This is a genomic window from Acinetobacter lanii, from assembly GCF_011578285.1.
In the GTDB taxonomy this organism is placed as follows: domain Bacteria; phylum Pseudomonadota; class Gammaproteobacteria; order Pseudomonadales; family Moraxellaceae; genus Acinetobacter; species Acinetobacter lanii.
Genome location: NZ_CP049916.1, coordinates 390,437 through 405,494, shown reverse-complemented (window position 1 = coordinate 405,494; position 15,058 = coordinate 390,437). Strand labels below are relative to the sequence as shown.

Genomic DNA, 15,058 nt, shown 5'->3' with positions numbered 1-15,058 from the left:
ACTACACAAATTGATAAACGAATGTCCCCAATTGCTAATAACAATTGGGGACATTTTTTTATACTGAATGTTGAAGATCACAACAATAATTTAGGAAAGTGTGATGAAGTTACTCGATAAATTAAGAAATAGTAAGCTTGGATCATCTATTCAATATCACATTAAACCGCGTAAAGTTAAATTTGAATGGCAACAAACCCCGGTGGACTGGATTCCAGAACAACCCTTTGCCAGTTATTTTATCAATGAAATTAATAATATTTTGCCGGCTGGCGAATTTTGGTTTTGTCGCTTATACAACAAAGTCCTGCCGCAAATCACCGATGAAAAACTCGCTGAAGACGTTAAAGCCTTTATCCGTCAAGAAGCCATGCATGCGCAAGCACACAACTCTGCCAATAAAGAATATTTGACCGTTCGTAACATTGATATCGAACGTAACCTAAAAATTATGGATTTCCTGTTTGGCAAATTACTCGCAGATCAACCACTGGGGCTAAAGGTGCCAAAAGCTTTAGATCATCAATGGGATTTGTTCCGTTTAGGCATTGTGGCAACGGTTGAACACATGACCTGCGTGCTGGGTAAATATGCCCTTTACAATAAAAAATGGGGCGAACTCGGTGCCGATGCCAATATGCTGGATTTAGTCAAATGGCACGGCGCAGAAGAAATTGAACACCGTACTGTGGCTTTTGATTTATACCGTCATTTAGGTGGTGGTTATATTTCACGTTATTATCAAAGTGTGATTGTGATTGCAGCCGTGCTGGGTTTATGGGTGGATGGTGCAGCGCATATCATGAGCCAAGACCCACGTTATGCTTCAATCCAACCTGCGGTGTATAAACCTTGGATTTGGCGTGAGTGGGCGCGTATTGCGCAAAAAGACAATCGTGTTTTACCGCATCCACTGTGGTTGGTTTCACAACAATTGGGCTATTTAATGCCGTGGTATGACCCTGTACATGAAGCAAAAACCGAAGATGCGATTGCCTATCTAGACAACTCTCCTGCTGCAAAACGTGCTTTACCCAAAGTCGCAGCATAAGTTGAATAGTTAAATTTCAAGCATAAAAAAAAGCAGGTTCACCCTGCTTTTTTATTGTCTTGTTTACTATGTGTTTATAAAGTGATGCGAGCAAAGCAATTCAAATTTATCCAATCTAGAACTAATGCTTAAACCGCTTTATTGCCCTCTTTCACAATCGCATCATTTTCATTGGTATAACGATCAACCACCACACTAATCATCATATCACCTTGTACATTAACCACGGTACGCACAGTATCCAATAAACGATCGATCGGCAGTAGAATTGCAATGGCTTCTGCAGGTAAACCAACAGATTGCAAGACCATAATCATGGTCACCATGCCTGCACTTGGAATGCCGGGAGCACCCAATGATGCAATCATCGCGGTCAGACACACAATCAATTGCTGACTGATACTTAAATCCAAACCCATCAAGTTCGCGATAAACAGCGCTGCTGCAGCTTCATACAGTGCTGTACCATCCATATTCAACTGTGTACCAAGTGGAATCACAAAGCCTGCGGTTTGTGGACGCACGCCTAAATTTTCCTGCGCACATTTCATCGAAAGTGGCATGGTCGCTGAACTTGAACTGGTGGCAAAAGCGGTAATCAGTGCGGTACGTGTGCCCTTAAAGAACGTCACCGGACTCATCTTGCCAAAGATCCAAAGCAGTAATGGCAACACCACTACACCATGAAAAATAGTGGTGCCTGTGACCACCGCAGCAAACTCAGCCAAACGGCTTAGTACCGAAACATCTTCAGTGGCAATCAGTTTTGCCAGTAAGGCAAAAATGCCGAGGGGTGCCAGTTTCATCACCCAGCCAATCATCAGCATCATGATGTCAAACACTTGCTGACTCAGTGCTTTTACCGTTGAAAATTTTTCTCCGCCTTTGACCAATGCCACGCCAATCATCAAGGCAAATACCACCACTGCCAAGACATTGCCTTCGGCAAAAGCTTTAAACGGATTAATCAGGGTATTTTGAATAAAATTGGTAAAAAATGAAGACGGCGTTAAGGTATCGGGCGTTTGATGTTGGGTCATTGCATCTTGAAATAAACTGATGTCGACCCCTTTACCCACATCAAATAAGTGCGCACAACTTAAACCGAGAATCAGCGCCAAAGTGGTTGTGGTGACACAACACGCTAGGGTAATTTTCCAAGTTTTGCCCAATTGACCACCGGATTGTAAATTGGATACACCCACCACAATCGAGCTAAAAATGAGTGGAATCAGCAACAGTTTAAGTAAGCCAATAAAGATGCTACTTAAAATACTTAAACCATAAATACTGCCTGTAAAAAATCCAGTTTCAGGGAAAAGATTGAGGAAAAATCCAAATGCGACGCCGAATATCGCGGCAATCAAAATTTGCGTGTTTAAGCTCATAGCATGATGTTTTATTTTAAAATCCTAGATGCACTATGCCATGCCGTCTATTTTGAATCGAGATATTTTTTGTGCATGGCTCAGCATTAAAATGGGATTGATGATGCTCCACTTTGAATATGAATCTACGACATAAAAAGCCCTAAATCATCTTAGGGCTTTTTCAAAATTCGTATCGTGTAGTTCAGATATGTTTACTGCGGTTCGATTTCTCTTAAACGCATCAAGCCTTCTTGGGTGGTACTACACACCAATTGACCATTTTGCCACATGCGACCGAAGTTCAAACCACGCGAACTCGCACTCACGGTGGCATCCATGTCATATAAAATCCAATCGTCTGCTTTCAGCGGTTTATGGAAATAGATGCTGTGGTCAATGCTGGCACACTGCAAACTTGGCGTGAGATAATTAATCCCATGCGGACGCAGTGCCGACATCATCAAGGTATAGTCTGAATAGAACGCCACAATCGCTTGGTTCAAAGAAATATCATCTGCCACCTGAGCAGGCAATTTCTCATGCGTACGTAAATAATGCGCATACGATGGCGACTCAGGCTGTGGTTTAAACGGATTGCTGACTGACACTGGGCGAATTTCAATATGACGTTCGCGCATAAATGCGGTACGAATATTTTCGGGCACAAAACTAATGATATTTTCTTTTAAATCTTGTTCAGATTTTAGTTCTTCGGGTGCCGGATATTCAGGTTCAGAAATTTGATAATCCAAGCCCTCTTCCGGTGTCGCAAATGACACCATGGCAGAGAAAATGGTGCGCCCATGTTGAATCGCACGCACTTGGCGACTCACGAAACTTTTGCCATCACGCAACTTATCCACTTCATACACGATCGGTGCATTCACATCTCCGCCATATAGAAAGTAAGCATGCAAGGAATGTGCAGGACGATCCGTGGTATAGGAAGCCGCACGAAGTGCTTGACCCAAAACCTGCCCACCAAAGACACGTTTCCCCACTAAATTTAAGCTTTTGCCACGGAAAATATGTTCTTCGAGTTTTTCAAGTGTGAGTAAATCAACAAGTTCTTGCGTTAAATTATTCATATCCAACCTATACTGTGTCGCCCCTTCTATTGAAGATACTTTTAAAATAAGCATGTTCAAGCAAGGGTTTACGTTTATTGCCCCTATATTGCCATAATTTTTAAGCCAAGATTGCAACTTTGGCTGACTCCAGTGTCCGCTTATTGTTTTACTAAAATCACTAAAAATACGATTTTTAACGATAAAATCTACCAACTTTCATGCAATTTGTTAGAAAATGACATATTGTTTTGGCGTCATATTGAAGAAAATAATCGCCCGCATTCGTAGTTCTGCGTTTTCTGTCTTAGCTTAGGAGTAGTTATGTCCAAGAGTGGCTTTGGTCAAATATATCGTCGGCTTTCAAGTAAGCTGCTTGACCTTGTAGTAACACCGCATGTTCTTGGAGAGGTTCCAACTGAAACCCCAGCACTAGACAGTCAAGACAGTGGCGCAGAACCGTTAAAGAAAGTGGTGTGCTATGTGTTACAGAATTATTCTAAAAGTAATGCTTTGGTGGTCGATGGCGAAACCCGTCGTTTAAAACTTGCACCAGCACTTGATCCTTTAATTATTGGCGAACAAAAAGAAAAAGCAGCAGTGTTGTTTTTACAGCATCAGGATGAAACCAATCTGCTCAATCCACCGCCGCATGCTTTTCCGCCACGTCTGCTGCGCCTGATTGAACTTTTAGACAAACATCCCGATTACGATATTGAATTGGTTCCGGTGACAGTCCTGTGGGGACGTTCACCCGATAAAGAAGATTCATGGTTTAAATTGCTGTTCACCGACACTTGGGCGACACCGAGTACGGTGAAACAATTGATGAATATTGGTCTACATGGCCGCCAGTCTTTTTTAGAGTTCCATGAGCCAAAATCATTACGTGAATTGGTCAACTATGCCAAAGTCACGCATCCGAATTTGTCCCCTGCGACCTATATCGTCAATCAACTGAATGATTACTTAGACCGTCAACGTGAAGTGGTGCTTGGCCCCGATGTGTCTGATCGTCGCAATGTGATGCAATCGGTGATTAAGTCTGAGGATGTCAAAGATGGCATTCGTAAAGAAAGTATTCGCTCTAAAATTAGTATGGTTGAAGCAGAACGCCGTGCGATTGGCTATGTCAATGAAATTGCCTCAGATTACTCGCATTCAACCGTGCGTTTTGCCGAACAAGCCTTAACACGCTTATGGACACAACTGTATGACGGCGTTGAAGTGCATAACTTCAACACTGTACGTGAACTGGCCAAAGACTACGAAATTATTTATACGCCGTGTCACCGTAGTCATATCGATTATCTGTTGCTGTCTTATGTGATTTATAACCGTGGCATGATGGTGCCGTATATCGCTGCCGGCGATAACTTAAATATGCCGTTTGTTGGGCAAATTTTACGGGGGGGTGGTGCATTCTTTATTCGCCGTACTTTCCGTGGCAATGCTTTATATACCACCGTGTTTAAAGAATATTTGTTTAGTATTTTAAACCGCAATACCCCACTTGAATATTTCATTGAAGGCGGGCGTTCACGTACCGGTCGTCTACTGCCACCAAAGACGGGTATGCTCGCGATGACAGTGCATAGCCATTTACGTGGTCGTGCCAAACCGATTGCCTTCGTGCCGACCTATTTTGGCTATGAACGCCTGATGGAAGGTGCAACCTATGTGGGTGAAATGAATGGTAAACCGAAAGAAGCGGAATCGGTTTTTGGCATTTTAAAAACTTTACGTAAAATTGAACGCATCTTCGGTAAAGTCCATGTCAATTTCGGTGAACCTGTATTCCTCGATGACATGCTAAAACAGCACGGCGCAGATCAAATCAAAATTGAAAACAATGATGACCCTGTTCCTCAAGAAGTATCCGATGCTGTAAATAGTTCAGCCAAAGTGATTTTGGAAAATATTAACCGTGCTGCAGTGATTAATCCAGTGTCGTTGTTATCGCTGATTTTATTGGCGACTACCAAACACACCCTTGATGAAGAAATCTGTATTAAACAGCTTGATACCTATCGTGATTTATTGACTGCATTGCCATATGACCATCGCATGCAAGTCACGCCATTGTCAGGTAAAGAAATCATTGCTTATGGTTTAAAACTCAAACTGATCAAACGTGTAAAGCATGTTTTGGGTGACATTATTGCGATTGAAGATAATCAAGCGGTGCTGTTGACCTATTTCCGCAATAATATTTTGCATGCTTATGTATTGCCATCGCTGATTGCCTCTATGGTCGAGCATAACGGTAAAATCAGTCAGTCCGATTTGATCAATGTGATTGGAACACTCTATCCATTCTTAAAAGCGGAACTGTTCCTGAAATGGAGCGATGAAGAATTAGAAGAGCAAATCTGTAAATATGTTGAAGGCTTGGTGAATGCTCATCTAATTACGATTGATGAACAAGGCAACTTATGCAGCCCTGCACCCAATACGGAAGAGCATAATCAACTGCAAGTCTTGGCAGCGCCTGTGATGCAAAGTATTGAGCGCTATTACATGACGCTTGCGCTGATCACTCAACGTGGTTCAGGCAATATCTCGACCAAGCAAGTCGAAGATCTCAGTCATTTATTGGGTCAACGCTTGTCAGTATTGTATGAGTTCAATTCACCTGAATTCTTTGACAAAGCATTGTTCCAAAGTTTTATCAAAGTCCTGACTCAGCAAAATTACATCAATACCAATGAAGATGGCGCAATCGTGTTTGATGACAATTTTAAAAATGTCGCGCAATATGCCAACTTGGTTTTGGATGATGTGACTTTGCAAATGTTGCAACACATCACCTCATTTACCGATGAAGAACTGAAACATGCCCTCGATGCCGTGGCAGAACAACAAGCCAAGAAACGTTTAAAGCGCAAGAAAAAATAATCTGTCTTTAAACTCATTTTGAAGCTACCAACCGCTCACTTGAGCGGTTGGTTCATTTTCAGACTAAAGACTCAGAAATTTCTCTATAAAACATTGTGTTCCACGTGAATCATGGGCCAATCAGGCCTGAACCACTTTGATCGACTGTTTTGATGTGTTAATTTAAAATTCAATGATACTTTTCGTATAACAATAGACATCGAGGGGACATGGCTGCAGTCCATCAGTTGCAAGGCGTGGGTAATGCCTCAGCAGCATTACTAGAGAAACTCAATATTTTCACCACAGATGATTTGTTGTTTCATCTGCCACGTGACTACGAAGATCGCAGCACCATTGTCCCGATGAATCAACTACAGGTCGGTCGAAGCTATTTACTCGAAGGCATCGTTGCATCTATAGATATGCCACCGGGCAAACGTAAATCGATGGCCATTTTATTGCAGGATGATTTTGGTAAAGTCACTTTACGCTTTTATCATATTTATAAAGCTTTGATGGATCGTGCCAAAGCCGGCAACCGTTTGCGTGTCTTTGGTGAAGTCCGTGTTGGTGCCCGTGGCTTGGAAATGTATCACCCTGAAATTCAACTCATTACCGAGCATACGCCCCTTCCGCAAACACAACTCACGGCCATTTACCCTGCAACAGACGGTCTGACTCAGCCTAAACTGCGTGAATATGTCAAACAGGCCTTGATTCAGCACAGTGATGATCTACCTGAACTCTTGCCTGAAAAATTCACCAATGGCTATGCACTAAAACAAGCGTTGGCATACATCCATCACCCTCCCCTCAACGCCAATATGGTGCAATTGGCTCAAGGTGCGCACCCTGCACAGCAACGTTTGATTTTTGAGGAATTGGTGGCCCATCAAGTCAGCATGCTAACCCGCCGTGCCTTTATTCAACAGATTTCAGCGCCGGCTTTTTCACCGAGTCAGAGCTTTGCCAAACAGTTGCTGTCTAGCCTGCCCTTTGAAATGACCCATGCGCAAAAACGGGTATCCAATGAAATTGCCAAAGACCTCAAACAAAACAAACCGATGCTCCGTTTAGTACAAGGCGATGTTGGTGCTGGCAAAACACTGGTTGCAGGGATTGCGGCGTGTCATGCACTTGAAGAAGGTTGGCAAGTGGCACTGATGGCACCGACAGAAATCTTAGCTGAACAGCATTATTTGAATTTTAAAAAATGGTTTGAACCTTTAGGCATTGCGGTGTCATGGCTGTCAGGCAAGCAAAAAGGCAAAGCACGTGCATTAGCAGAACAAAGCATTCAAGAAGGTTCAGCCCAATTGGTGGTAGGAACACATGCGCTGTTTCAGGACAATGTACAGTTTTCCAAACTGGGACTGGTGATTATTGATGAACAACATCGTTTTGGTGTCGATCAACGCTTAGCTTTACGTAATAAAGGGAGCGACAACACCACACCGCACCAATTGGTGATGACTGCCACCCCGATTCCGCGCACCTTAGCCATGTCTGCTTATGGTGACCTTGACACCTCAGTGATTGATGAATTGCCCCCGGGTCGAACGCCGATTCAAACCGTGACCATTCCATTGGATCGGCGTGAGCAAGTCTTACAACGCATTGCATCGAACTGTGCTGAAGGTAAACAAGCCTATTGGGTCTGCACTTTGGTTGAACAATCGGAAACTTTAGATGCGCAAGCTGCTGAAGCCACCTATGCAGAAATCAAAGAACGCTTTCCTGAACTCAATATTGGTTTAGTGCATGGCAAAATGAAAGCTGATGAAAAGCAAGCAGTGATGCAACAGTTTAAAGACAATCAACTACAACTACTGATTGCCACGACCGTGATTGAAGTCGGGGTCGATGTGCCCAATGCCTCTATCATGGTGATTGAAAATGCAGAACGTTTAGGTCTATCACAACTGCATCAGCTTCGCGGTCGGGTTGGACGAGGTTCAACAGCCAGTTTCTGTGCCTTAGTTTATAAAACCCCTTTATCGCAAAATGGACAGGAGCGTCTACGCATCATGCGTGAAACCAATGACGGCTTTTTAATTGCAGAAAAGGATTTAGAAATTCGTGGACCGGGTGAATTATTAGGCACCAAACAAACCGGTGATATGGGCTTTCGCGTCGCTAAACTCGAACGTGATGATCACCTACTGACTCAAGCGCATTATGTCGCCGCACAGGTACTCAAAGACTTTCCGGAACAGGCTGAAGCCTTGCTGAAACGTTGGTTACCGGAAGCACCGCGCTATGCGTATGTATAAGCCCGAGACCATTCGGGCTTTCAGCTCATACATTGCAGGGCAAATGCTAAACTGAATCATTGAATGCACTTTAAAACCTATACAGCACCAAATGAAATGATACTATTCAAGACGCTCACTCATAGATAAAAATAACAATACGATGAAGACAATAGATACAGTGCATGCACTTATTCAACGCATCATTCAGCCCTGCTTCCCTTGCCAACTGTGTGGCATCGATGCTCAACAAAGCCATTCACTGTGTCAGCAGTGTTGGCAACAATTACCTTGGCTGAAAGACACTATCCTGCGTCAGCATCGACCGATTCAGATCGCGTTAAATTACACTTTCCCCATCGATCGCATCATTCAAAGCTATAAATATGAGCAACAATTGCATTTTCAAAATCTTCTCACTCAAAGTTTAATATCTTTGAATTTAAGTCAAGTCCAAGCCATTGTTCCGATGCCTATTTCTACAGAAAGACTCCGTGAACGGGGGTATAACCAAATGCTGATCATTGCCAACCGTATGGCGCAACAATTCAATATTCCGGTTTGGCAACCGGTACTGCGTTTAGCTCAACATTCGCAAAAAGGCTTAAGCCGAGTCGAGCGTATGCAAAATATCGAGCAACAATTTCAAATCATTAAATCTGAACGACGTAAGTATCGTAAAGTCTTGATCATTGATGATGTGGTCACCACAGGAAGCTCAGTCGATGCCTTGGCCAATGCTTTAGAGAAACTCGGTTGCCAACACATTGATATCGCATGTATTGCAGCAGCACAACAATAAAAATATAGCGCACATCTACGCACGCTATTGTTCATTGAATGAAAACTTCAAGTAAACCGATTACACCGTAGCAAGCCCGTGCTGCTGACACCATGGAATCACCACCTCAGTGGTTAAGGGTGCCAAAAATGAGGGTTCTGCATCCAAATCAATCCATTTCATTTCGGCAATTTCCGCATCAATTTTTGGTGAACCTTCAAGCGTTACGTGATACACATAGCTCACCAACAGATGATCAGCCTCATTGGCAGCTTGGGTTTCAAAACGACCAATGAATTGTTCAATTGTGGCGTTTACTCCAATTTCTTCTTGAATCTCACGCAACATGGTCTGCTCAGGCGCTTCATTCGGCTCAAGCTTACCGCCCACTTGCATAAAGAAATCGGTATTTTTTTGCGTACCAATAACAATTGATTCTGATCATTGCGAATAATGGCCGCTGCCACAGTAATGGTGTTCATTGGTTTCTCTTAATGTCTTTAACTTTTAATCTATTTGAATCAGTTCTTTATGATCTTGTACGCCCCATTTCGGTTGTGGCGCAACATAGTGTTCAAACTGATTTAAAATTTCTTCAATGGACGCTGAATGGATTAAGGCATCGGTAAAACGTGTGCGGGTAAATTCTTTTTCCGTGGTCAATCGAATGAATTGCAATAATGGATCATAAAAGCCTTCTACATTTAAAAAAGCACACGGTTTTAAATGAATCCCCAATTGTGCCCAAGTCCATTGTTCAAAAATTTCCTCTAAAGTACCTGCCCCACCGGGTAAGGCAATAAAACCATCAGACAACTCTGCCATTAAGGTTTTACGTTCATGCATACTGGTCACCACATGCAATTCAGTTAAATTCGGGTGCGCCAATTCACGATCGACCAAGCCTTGCGGAATCACCCCAATTACTTTGCCCCCTGCCGCCAAAGCACTGTCTGCCACGATTCCCATCAGACCGGAGCGGCCGCCACCATAGACCAATGTTTTGCCTTGTTCGGCAATCAATTGACCGGTGCGTTGTGCGGTTTCTGCAAAGATGGCATCGGTTCCCAATGTTGAACCGCAAAAAATGGCGATAGATTTCATACCCGTTTAACCCTACTGTTTTGTTGTCTTGCCTTAAAACTAGACTATATGTGATATTTTTAAATTATTTAGTGATGTAATCAGTGTTCTTTCATGCCATCCTTGTCTAAAATACACCCATCGTTATAAACCATTACTGCGCTAAGGAGAAAAGATCAAATGCTTGAAGCCTTTTACGCCACAGAGCGCGGTAGCTTAGAAGATGCAACCATCAATGGTGGATTTGACCTACATCCCGAACTGGTCTGGGTCGATTTAATTGCACCCTCACAAGATGAGCAAGAATGGGTACTCGAAGCCTACGAGCAAACCTTACCGACTTTAAAATCATTGGAAGACATTTCATCATCGGCACGATTCTACCGTGATGACGATGGTATTTTACATATCAGTACTTATTTTTTAACGAAAAATAAAAATTACCAAGTTGAAGATGATGCTGAAGAATCCAGCAATATGCTGGCAACCGTACAAACCGTTGCTTTTATTTTGCATAAAGACCGTTTATTTACCTTACGTGGTGAAAAACTGGTGGCGTTTCGTGCCTTCCGTGCGCGTGCGCGTCGTAATGACTATGACATCGACTATAAAGACCCGACTTGGGTGTTACTCGGCTTATTGGAAGCCAAACTCGATGAACTGGCAGATATCTTAGAAGACATTCACAAAGACTTGGAATCCTATTCCACCGAAGTCTTGAACGTGCGCCATCGTGAACAGATTTTAGATTTGGATGACATGATTACCCGTTTGGCGCAAAAAGAAGACATGATCGGAAAAGCACAGCTCTGCTTAATCGACTTACGCCGTGTGCTGACTTTCTTATCACGCCCACGCGCATTGGGCAGTCATATTTATGATGCCGATATTCGCGAACTGAGTGAGGACGTGCGCTCTCTGGTCGAACATGATGCCTTTCTATTCCAAAAGGTTCGTTTCTTACTCGACACCACCTCAGGATTCATTAATTCCGAGCAGAATGACACGATCCGTCGCTTCTCGATTTTACCGAGTATGCTCGCGCCACCAATGTTGGTTGCTAGTGTCTATGGCATGAATACCGATGTATTACCTTTCGCGCAAGGCACCACCAGTTTTATTGTGGTCATCACGATCCTGATCGCATTCTTCATTGGTCCATTAATTTACTTCCGATGGAAAAAATGGATCTGATCCATTTCAATTCCCTCTCCTAACAGGAGAGGGCTAGGGAGATTTGTATTACCTGAATATAAAAAAAGCACCCTTAGGTGCTTTCTTTATGAGAGAAATTTTGCAACTTCAGATTAACTTCAAATCATCTTCCAAATGACAAGACTGAATAATTTTCATCATTTTAGTAGGAACAGATTTAAACACCAAACTTTGCGAATCTGGCGTTTGACGCAACCAACGAATAAATACCGCCAAGGCCAAAGTACTGCCCTGTTCTAACTCCGCCAAATTGACCACCAGCGGAAATTGCGCATGTTGTTTAATCTGTTGAATGCCTGACTGATAGTATTGCTCAGCATTGTCGTAGTCGATTTTGCCTGAAACTTTGAGTTCCTGATCTTTCAACTGAATCATGCGTCACCCTTATCTATACTTGTATGCTTCAATGCAAACCCATTATTTTTTATCAATCACAGCATCTGCATCAGGTTTAAAGTTGGCAATTGCTTTATCAATATTACCGCCGTTACGTTTAACGGTGGCCGCAAATTGATTACGGAATTGCAAACCTAAATCAATACCCGAAACGTTGATATTACGGATTTTCCATTGATTACCGGTATCTGCCAACTGGAACGATACTGGGATTTTTTCACCTTTGTTATTGAAGTCCAAAGTCACCACAGGATTCTTACTGGTCGAGGCTTTATACGGACGCAAAGTATACGTTTGGTTGCTGAATTTAGAGAACGCACTGCCGTAGTTTTCAATCAAAGTTTCACGGAAATTCTTCTCAAACTGAGCACGTTGTGCCGCAGAACTATACTGATTGGTGGCATAAGTTCCCATCACAATACGAGTGAACGATTGTGAGTCGATGTACGGGTCTAGGTTTTGACGCACAAGCGCTTTAACAGCAGCCGGATTATTTTGTAGTTTTGCTTGATCGGCTTTTAAGCGTGAAATTAGGCCATCTGCCACTTTTTTAATAAATGCAGGTGGTGTTTCAGCAGGTGCAGCAAACGCTGAGCCCATGATCATTGTCGATAGAACCGTTGCTGTGAGAGAGTGTTTCACTAAAGTATTCATTCAAAGTATCCTCTGTATTATTCAACAAATGATGTTTGTGCATCTGCTGATTCTTGTTGGGGAGCTGAACTTTCTGCGCCCGCTTCTTGTTGACTAGGTTTATCACCTGCGCCACCCGTTACAAACTTAGACACCAAATCTTCAATTTCCATGGTGCTTTGGGTGTTACCAATTTGACCGCCACGCTGAATATAGTTCAAGCCACCACCTGGTACGATCTTCAAGTATTTCTCGCCCAATAGACCGTTGGTTGCCACCATAATGTAAGCATCTTCATCAATATTGGTGATGGACTTCATGTTAGCAATACGTTGTTGTTCCATTTCTTTTTGTTTCGCAGGTGTCGCTGCTTCATAGTCTGCGCTGTAACGTAATTCTTCAAGCGCATCTTTTTGAACTTGTTTTAGTTGTTCGGAATTAAAAGAGGTCATCGTGCCATCTAAATTAAATTTAACGGTGGCTAAGCGTGTCACTGGATCAAGGGTAATCGACTCGACTTCACCGACTTTTACACCACTGAGCGCCACTTTGGCACGCGGTTTAATCCCATTCACATTATCAAATACAGCCGTCATGCTATAGCTGTCTTTGAGATTGGTTCCCACCAAACCACTGACTTTCATCGCCAAGAAAAACAATGCAATGCCAAAAACAATAACAAAAATTCCGACTGCTAGCTCACTAGTACGTGATTTCATTAAACACCTCCGAACATGACCGCAGTCAACACGAAATCAAAACCTAAGACACACAACGACGAATAAACCACTGTACGTGTTGTTGATGTTGCAATACCTTCTGACGTCGGTTCGCATGAATAGCCTTGATATACGGCAATCCAAGTACACAACAAGGCAAATACAAAACTTTTTATGATGGTGCCATTCAAGACATCTTTATAGAATTGAACAGTATTCTCCATACCACTCCAATACGATCCTTCATCTGCACCGAGAAAATCAACCCCCACCAGCTTACCGCCCATGATGCCAATCGCCGCAAAGATCACCGCCAACATCGGTAGGCTAAAAACCCCCGCCCACAGACGCGGTGAAATGATGCGCTTCAGCGGATCAACTCCAATCATTTCCATGCTCGACAACTGCTCAGTCGCTTTCATCAAGCCAATTTCAGCGGTCAAGGCAGAACCGGCACGGCCTGCAAACAATAATGCTGCAACCACAGGTGCCAATTCACGCAGTAAGGTTAATGACACGGCTGCACCAAGCATCGCCTCACTGCCAAAGGTCACCAAAATGCTATACATCTGCAGACCGAGTACCGCACCTATAAATAAACCCGAAACCGCAATAATCAACAATGACATCACGCCCACACGGTACATTTGGTAAATGAATAATTTCACCCCCAACCATGTCGGCATTGAAAATAGGATCTGCAAAAGCATCATGGCTGCTACACCGATGCCACTTACACGCTCAATGACGCGTTGCCCTAATAAGCGAATCGCATTCATGAACGTACCTCAGCACTCAAATAAGCTTGATGACTAAATTGATAATCGACAGGGCCTTCAACCGCACCTGTGAGAAATTGTTGAACAAAGGGCGATGAATGTTCACGTAATTGTGCAGGTGCCCCCTCACCTTGAACCTTGCCTTCAGCCACCACATAAATGTAATCAGCAATCGATAAAGTTTCAGCCACATCATGCGATACGATAATGGTGGTCAGATCAAGTGCTTCACGTAAGGAACGAATTAATCGGGTTAAAACCCCCATCACAATCGGATCTTGACCTGCAAAAGGTTCGTCATACATGATCAGTTCAGGGTCAAGTGCAATGGCACGTGCCAAAGCCACACGACGGTTCATCCCGCCTGAGAGTTCGGACGGCATCATCTGTTCAGCGCCACGTAGTCCCACTGATTCAAGTTTCAATGCAACCAATTCTGTAATCAGATGTTCAGATAACTGCGTATGTGCGCGAATTGGAAAAGCGACATTTTCATATACCGACATATCGGTAAATAGCGCACCGCTTTGAAACAGCATCCCCATACGCGCACGTGCTGCAAAAAGCTCTTGACGCGACATATGTGCGATATTTTTTCCGTCGAGCAAGACTTCACCCGCATCAGGGCTGAGTTGTCCGCCAATTAAACGAAGTAATGTAGTTTTACCGGTGCCTGAGGGGCCCATAATCGCGGTAATTTGTCCGCGTCTTATTGTTAGGTTTACATTATCGTAAATGACCCGTTCACCACGATTGAAACTCAAGTTTTTGACTTCGATAAAGGCTTGAGCATTGTTGAGCGTTTGATTATTCATAGCTGAGCATGTTCCTG

At 43.2% G+C, this 15,058-nt stretch carries 13 protein-coding genes and 1 pseudogene; 5 read left to right on the top strand and 9 right to left on the bottom strand.

Annotated features, from left to right (window positions below):
• Nucleotides 1-103 precede the first annotated feature (103 nt).
• Nucleotides 104-1,051 carry a metal-dependent hydrolase gene (locus G8D99_RS01820; protein ID WP_166322088.1) on the top strand — a complete coding sequence of 316 codons (948 nt, stop codon included), beginning with the start codon at nt 104-106 and terminating at the stop codon, nt 1,049-1,051.
• Nucleotides 1,052-1,179: 128 nt separating this feature from the next.
• Here G8D99_RS01820 and G8D99_RS01815 read toward each other — a convergent pair whose 3' ends face one another.
• Both G8D99_RS01815 and G8D99_RS01810 read right to left on the bottom strand, forming a co-directional pair.
• Nucleotides 1,180-2,439, bottom strand: a complete 1,260-nt coding sequence (locus G8D99_RS01815) for a dicarboxylate/amino acid:cation symporter (RefSeq protein WP_166322086.1) — start codon at nt 2,437-2,439, stop codon at nt 1,180-1,182.
• Between the two features lie 194 nt (nt 2,440-2,633).
• Entirely contained in the window at nt 2,634-3,509 is an 876-nt protein-coding gene (locus tag G8D99_RS01810) for an acyl-CoA thioesterase (RefSeq protein WP_166322084.1), read from the bottom strand.
• A gap of 303 nt (nt 3,510-3,812) precedes the next feature.
• On the opposite strand from G8D99_RS01810, the gene plsB reads away from it, so the two are divergent.
• The 3 genes from plsB to G8D99_RS01795 all read left to right on the top strand — a co-directional run bounded on the left by plsB (nt 3,813) and on the right by G8D99_RS01795 (nt 9,422).
• Nucleotides 3,813-6,386: a glycerol-3-phosphate 1-O-acyltransferase PlsB gene (gene plsB / locus G8D99_RS01805; RefSeq protein WP_166322082.1), complete on the top strand. Its 2,574-nt coding sequence runs from the start codon at nt 3,813-3,815 to the stop codon at nt 6,384-6,386.
• A gap of 209 nt (nt 6,387-6,595) precedes the next feature.
• Complete coding sequence (gene recG, locus G8D99_RS01800; protein ID WP_166322080.1) at nt 6,596-8,641, top strand: ATP-dependent DNA helicase RecG; 2,046 nt, start codon at nt 6,596-6,598, stop codon at nt 8,639-8,641.
• Nucleotides 8,642-8,783: 142 nt separating this feature from the next.
• Nucleotides 8,784-9,422 (top strand): ComF family protein, encoded by a 639-nt coding sequence (locus G8D99_RS01795; protein WP_166322078.1) that lies wholly within the window; start codon nt 8,784-8,786, stop codon nt 9,420-9,422.
• Between the two features lie 60 nt (nt 9,423-9,482).
• On the opposite strand, the pseudogene G8D99_RS01790 reads toward G8D99_RS01795, so the two are convergent.
• A pseudogene (locus G8D99_RS01790) lies at nt 9,483-9,883 on the bottom strand (NUDIX hydrolase).
• 25 nt (nt 9,884-9,908) lie between these two features.
• Nucleotides 9,909-10,505 (bottom strand): LOG family protein, encoded by a 597-nt coding sequence (locus G8D99_RS01785; protein WP_166322076.1) that lies wholly within the window; start codon nt 10,503-10,505, stop codon nt 9,909-9,911.
• Nucleotides 10,506-10,664: 159 nt separating this feature from the next.
• Between G8D99_RS01785 and G8D99_RS01780 the strand changes: the two genes are divergently transcribed.
• Nucleotides 10,665-11,678, top strand: coding sequence for a CorA family divalent cation transporter (locus tag G8D99_RS01780; protein WP_166322074.1), 1,014 nt, complete (start codon nt 10,665-10,667; stop codon nt 11,676-11,678).
• A 108-nt stretch (nt 11,679-11,786) separates the two neighbouring features.
• Here the strand turns inward: G8D99_RS01780 and G8D99_RS01775 are convergent, their stop codons facing one another.
• The 5 genes from G8D99_RS01775 to G8D99_RS01755 are packed head-to-tail and all read right to left on the bottom strand — an operon-like array spanning nt 11,787 to nt 15,041.
• Nucleotides 11,787-12,074, bottom strand: a complete 288-nt coding sequence (locus G8D99_RS01775; protein WP_166322072.1) for an STAS domain-containing protein — start codon at nt 12,072-12,074, stop codon at nt 11,787-11,789.
• A gap of 42 nt (nt 12,075-12,116) precedes the next feature.
• Entirely contained in the window at nt 12,117-12,749 is a 633-nt protein-coding gene (locus G8D99_RS01770; protein ID WP_166322070.1) for an MlaC/ttg2D family ABC transporter substrate-binding protein, read from the bottom strand.
• Nucleotides 12,750-12,766: 17 nt separating this feature from the next.
• Entirely contained in the window at nt 12,767-13,447 is a 681-nt protein-coding gene (mlaD, locus tag G8D99_RS01765; protein ID WP_166322068.1) for an outer membrane lipid asymmetry maintenance protein MlaD, read from the bottom strand.
• Complete coding sequence (gene mlaE, locus G8D99_RS01760) at nt 13,447-14,226, bottom strand: lipid asymmetry maintenance ABC transporter permease subunit MlaE (RefSeq protein ID WP_166322066.1); 780 nt, start codon at nt 14,224-14,226, stop codon at nt 13,447-13,449. Before mlaE ends, mlaD begins: the two co-directional genes overlap by 1 nt.
• Nucleotides 14,223-15,041, bottom strand: coding sequence for an ABC transporter ATP-binding protein (locus G8D99_RS01755; RefSeq protein ID WP_166322064.1), 819 nt, complete (start codon nt 15,039-15,041; stop codon nt 14,223-14,225). The genes mlaE and G8D99_RS01755 overlap by 4 nt, the downstream gene beginning before the upstream one ends.
• Nucleotides 15,042-15,058: the final 17 nt, after the last annotated feature.

What these genes read in the sequence shown, in the direction of transcription:
- recG (WP_166322080.1), top strand. Translation starts at nt 6,596, where the DNA reads ATGGCTGCAGTCCATCAGTTGCAAGGCGTGGGTAATGCCTCAGCAGCA.
- G8D99_RS01795 (WP_166322078.1), top strand. Translation starts at nt 8,784, where the DNA reads ATGAAGACAATAGATACAGTGCATGCACTTATTCAACGCATCATTCAG.
- G8D99_RS01775 (WP_166322072.1), bottom strand. Translation starts at nt 12,074, where the DNA reads ATGATTCAGTTGAAAGATCAGGAACTCAAAGTTTCAGGCAAAATCGAC.
- mlaD (WP_166322068.1), bottom strand. Translation starts at nt 13,447, where the DNA reads ATGAAATCACGTACTAGTGAGCTAGCAGTCGGAATTTTTGTTATTGTT.
- G8D99_RS01770 (WP_166322070.1), bottom strand. Translation starts at nt 12,749, where the DNA reads ATGAATACTTTAGTGAAACACTCTCTCACAGCAACGGTTCTATCGACA.
- G8D99_RS01785 (WP_166322076.1), bottom strand. Translation starts at nt 10,505, where the DNA reads ATGAAATCTATCGCCATTTTTTGCGGTTCAACATTGGGAACCGATGCC.
- G8D99_RS01810 (WP_166322084.1), bottom strand. Translation starts at nt 3,509, where the DNA reads ATGAATAATTTAACGCAAGAACTTGTTGATTTACTCACACTTGAAAAA.
- G8D99_RS01815 (WP_166322086.1), bottom strand. Translation starts at nt 2,439, where the DNA reads ATGAGCTTAAACACGCAAATTTTGATTGCCGCGATATTCGGCGTCGCA.
- G8D99_RS01820 (WP_166322088.1), top strand. Translation starts at nt 104, where the DNA reads ATGAAGTTACTCGATAAATTAAGAAATAGTAAGCTTGGATCATCTATT.
- G8D99_RS01780 (WP_166322074.1), top strand. Translation starts at nt 10,665, where the DNA reads ATGCTTGAAGCCTTTTACGCCACAGAGCGCGGTAGCTTAGAAGATGCA.
- mlaE (WP_166322066.1), bottom strand. Translation starts at nt 14,226, where the DNA reads ATGAATGCGATTCGCTTATTAGGGCAACGCGTCATTGAGCGTGTAAGT.
- G8D99_RS01755 (WP_166322064.1), bottom strand. Translation starts at nt 15,041, where the DNA reads ATGAATAATCAAACGCTCAACAATGCTCAAGCCTTTATCGAAGTCAAA.
- plsB (WP_166322082.1), top strand. Translation starts at nt 3,813, where the DNA reads ATGTCCAAGAGTGGCTTTGGTCAAATATATCGTCGGCTTTCAAGTAAG.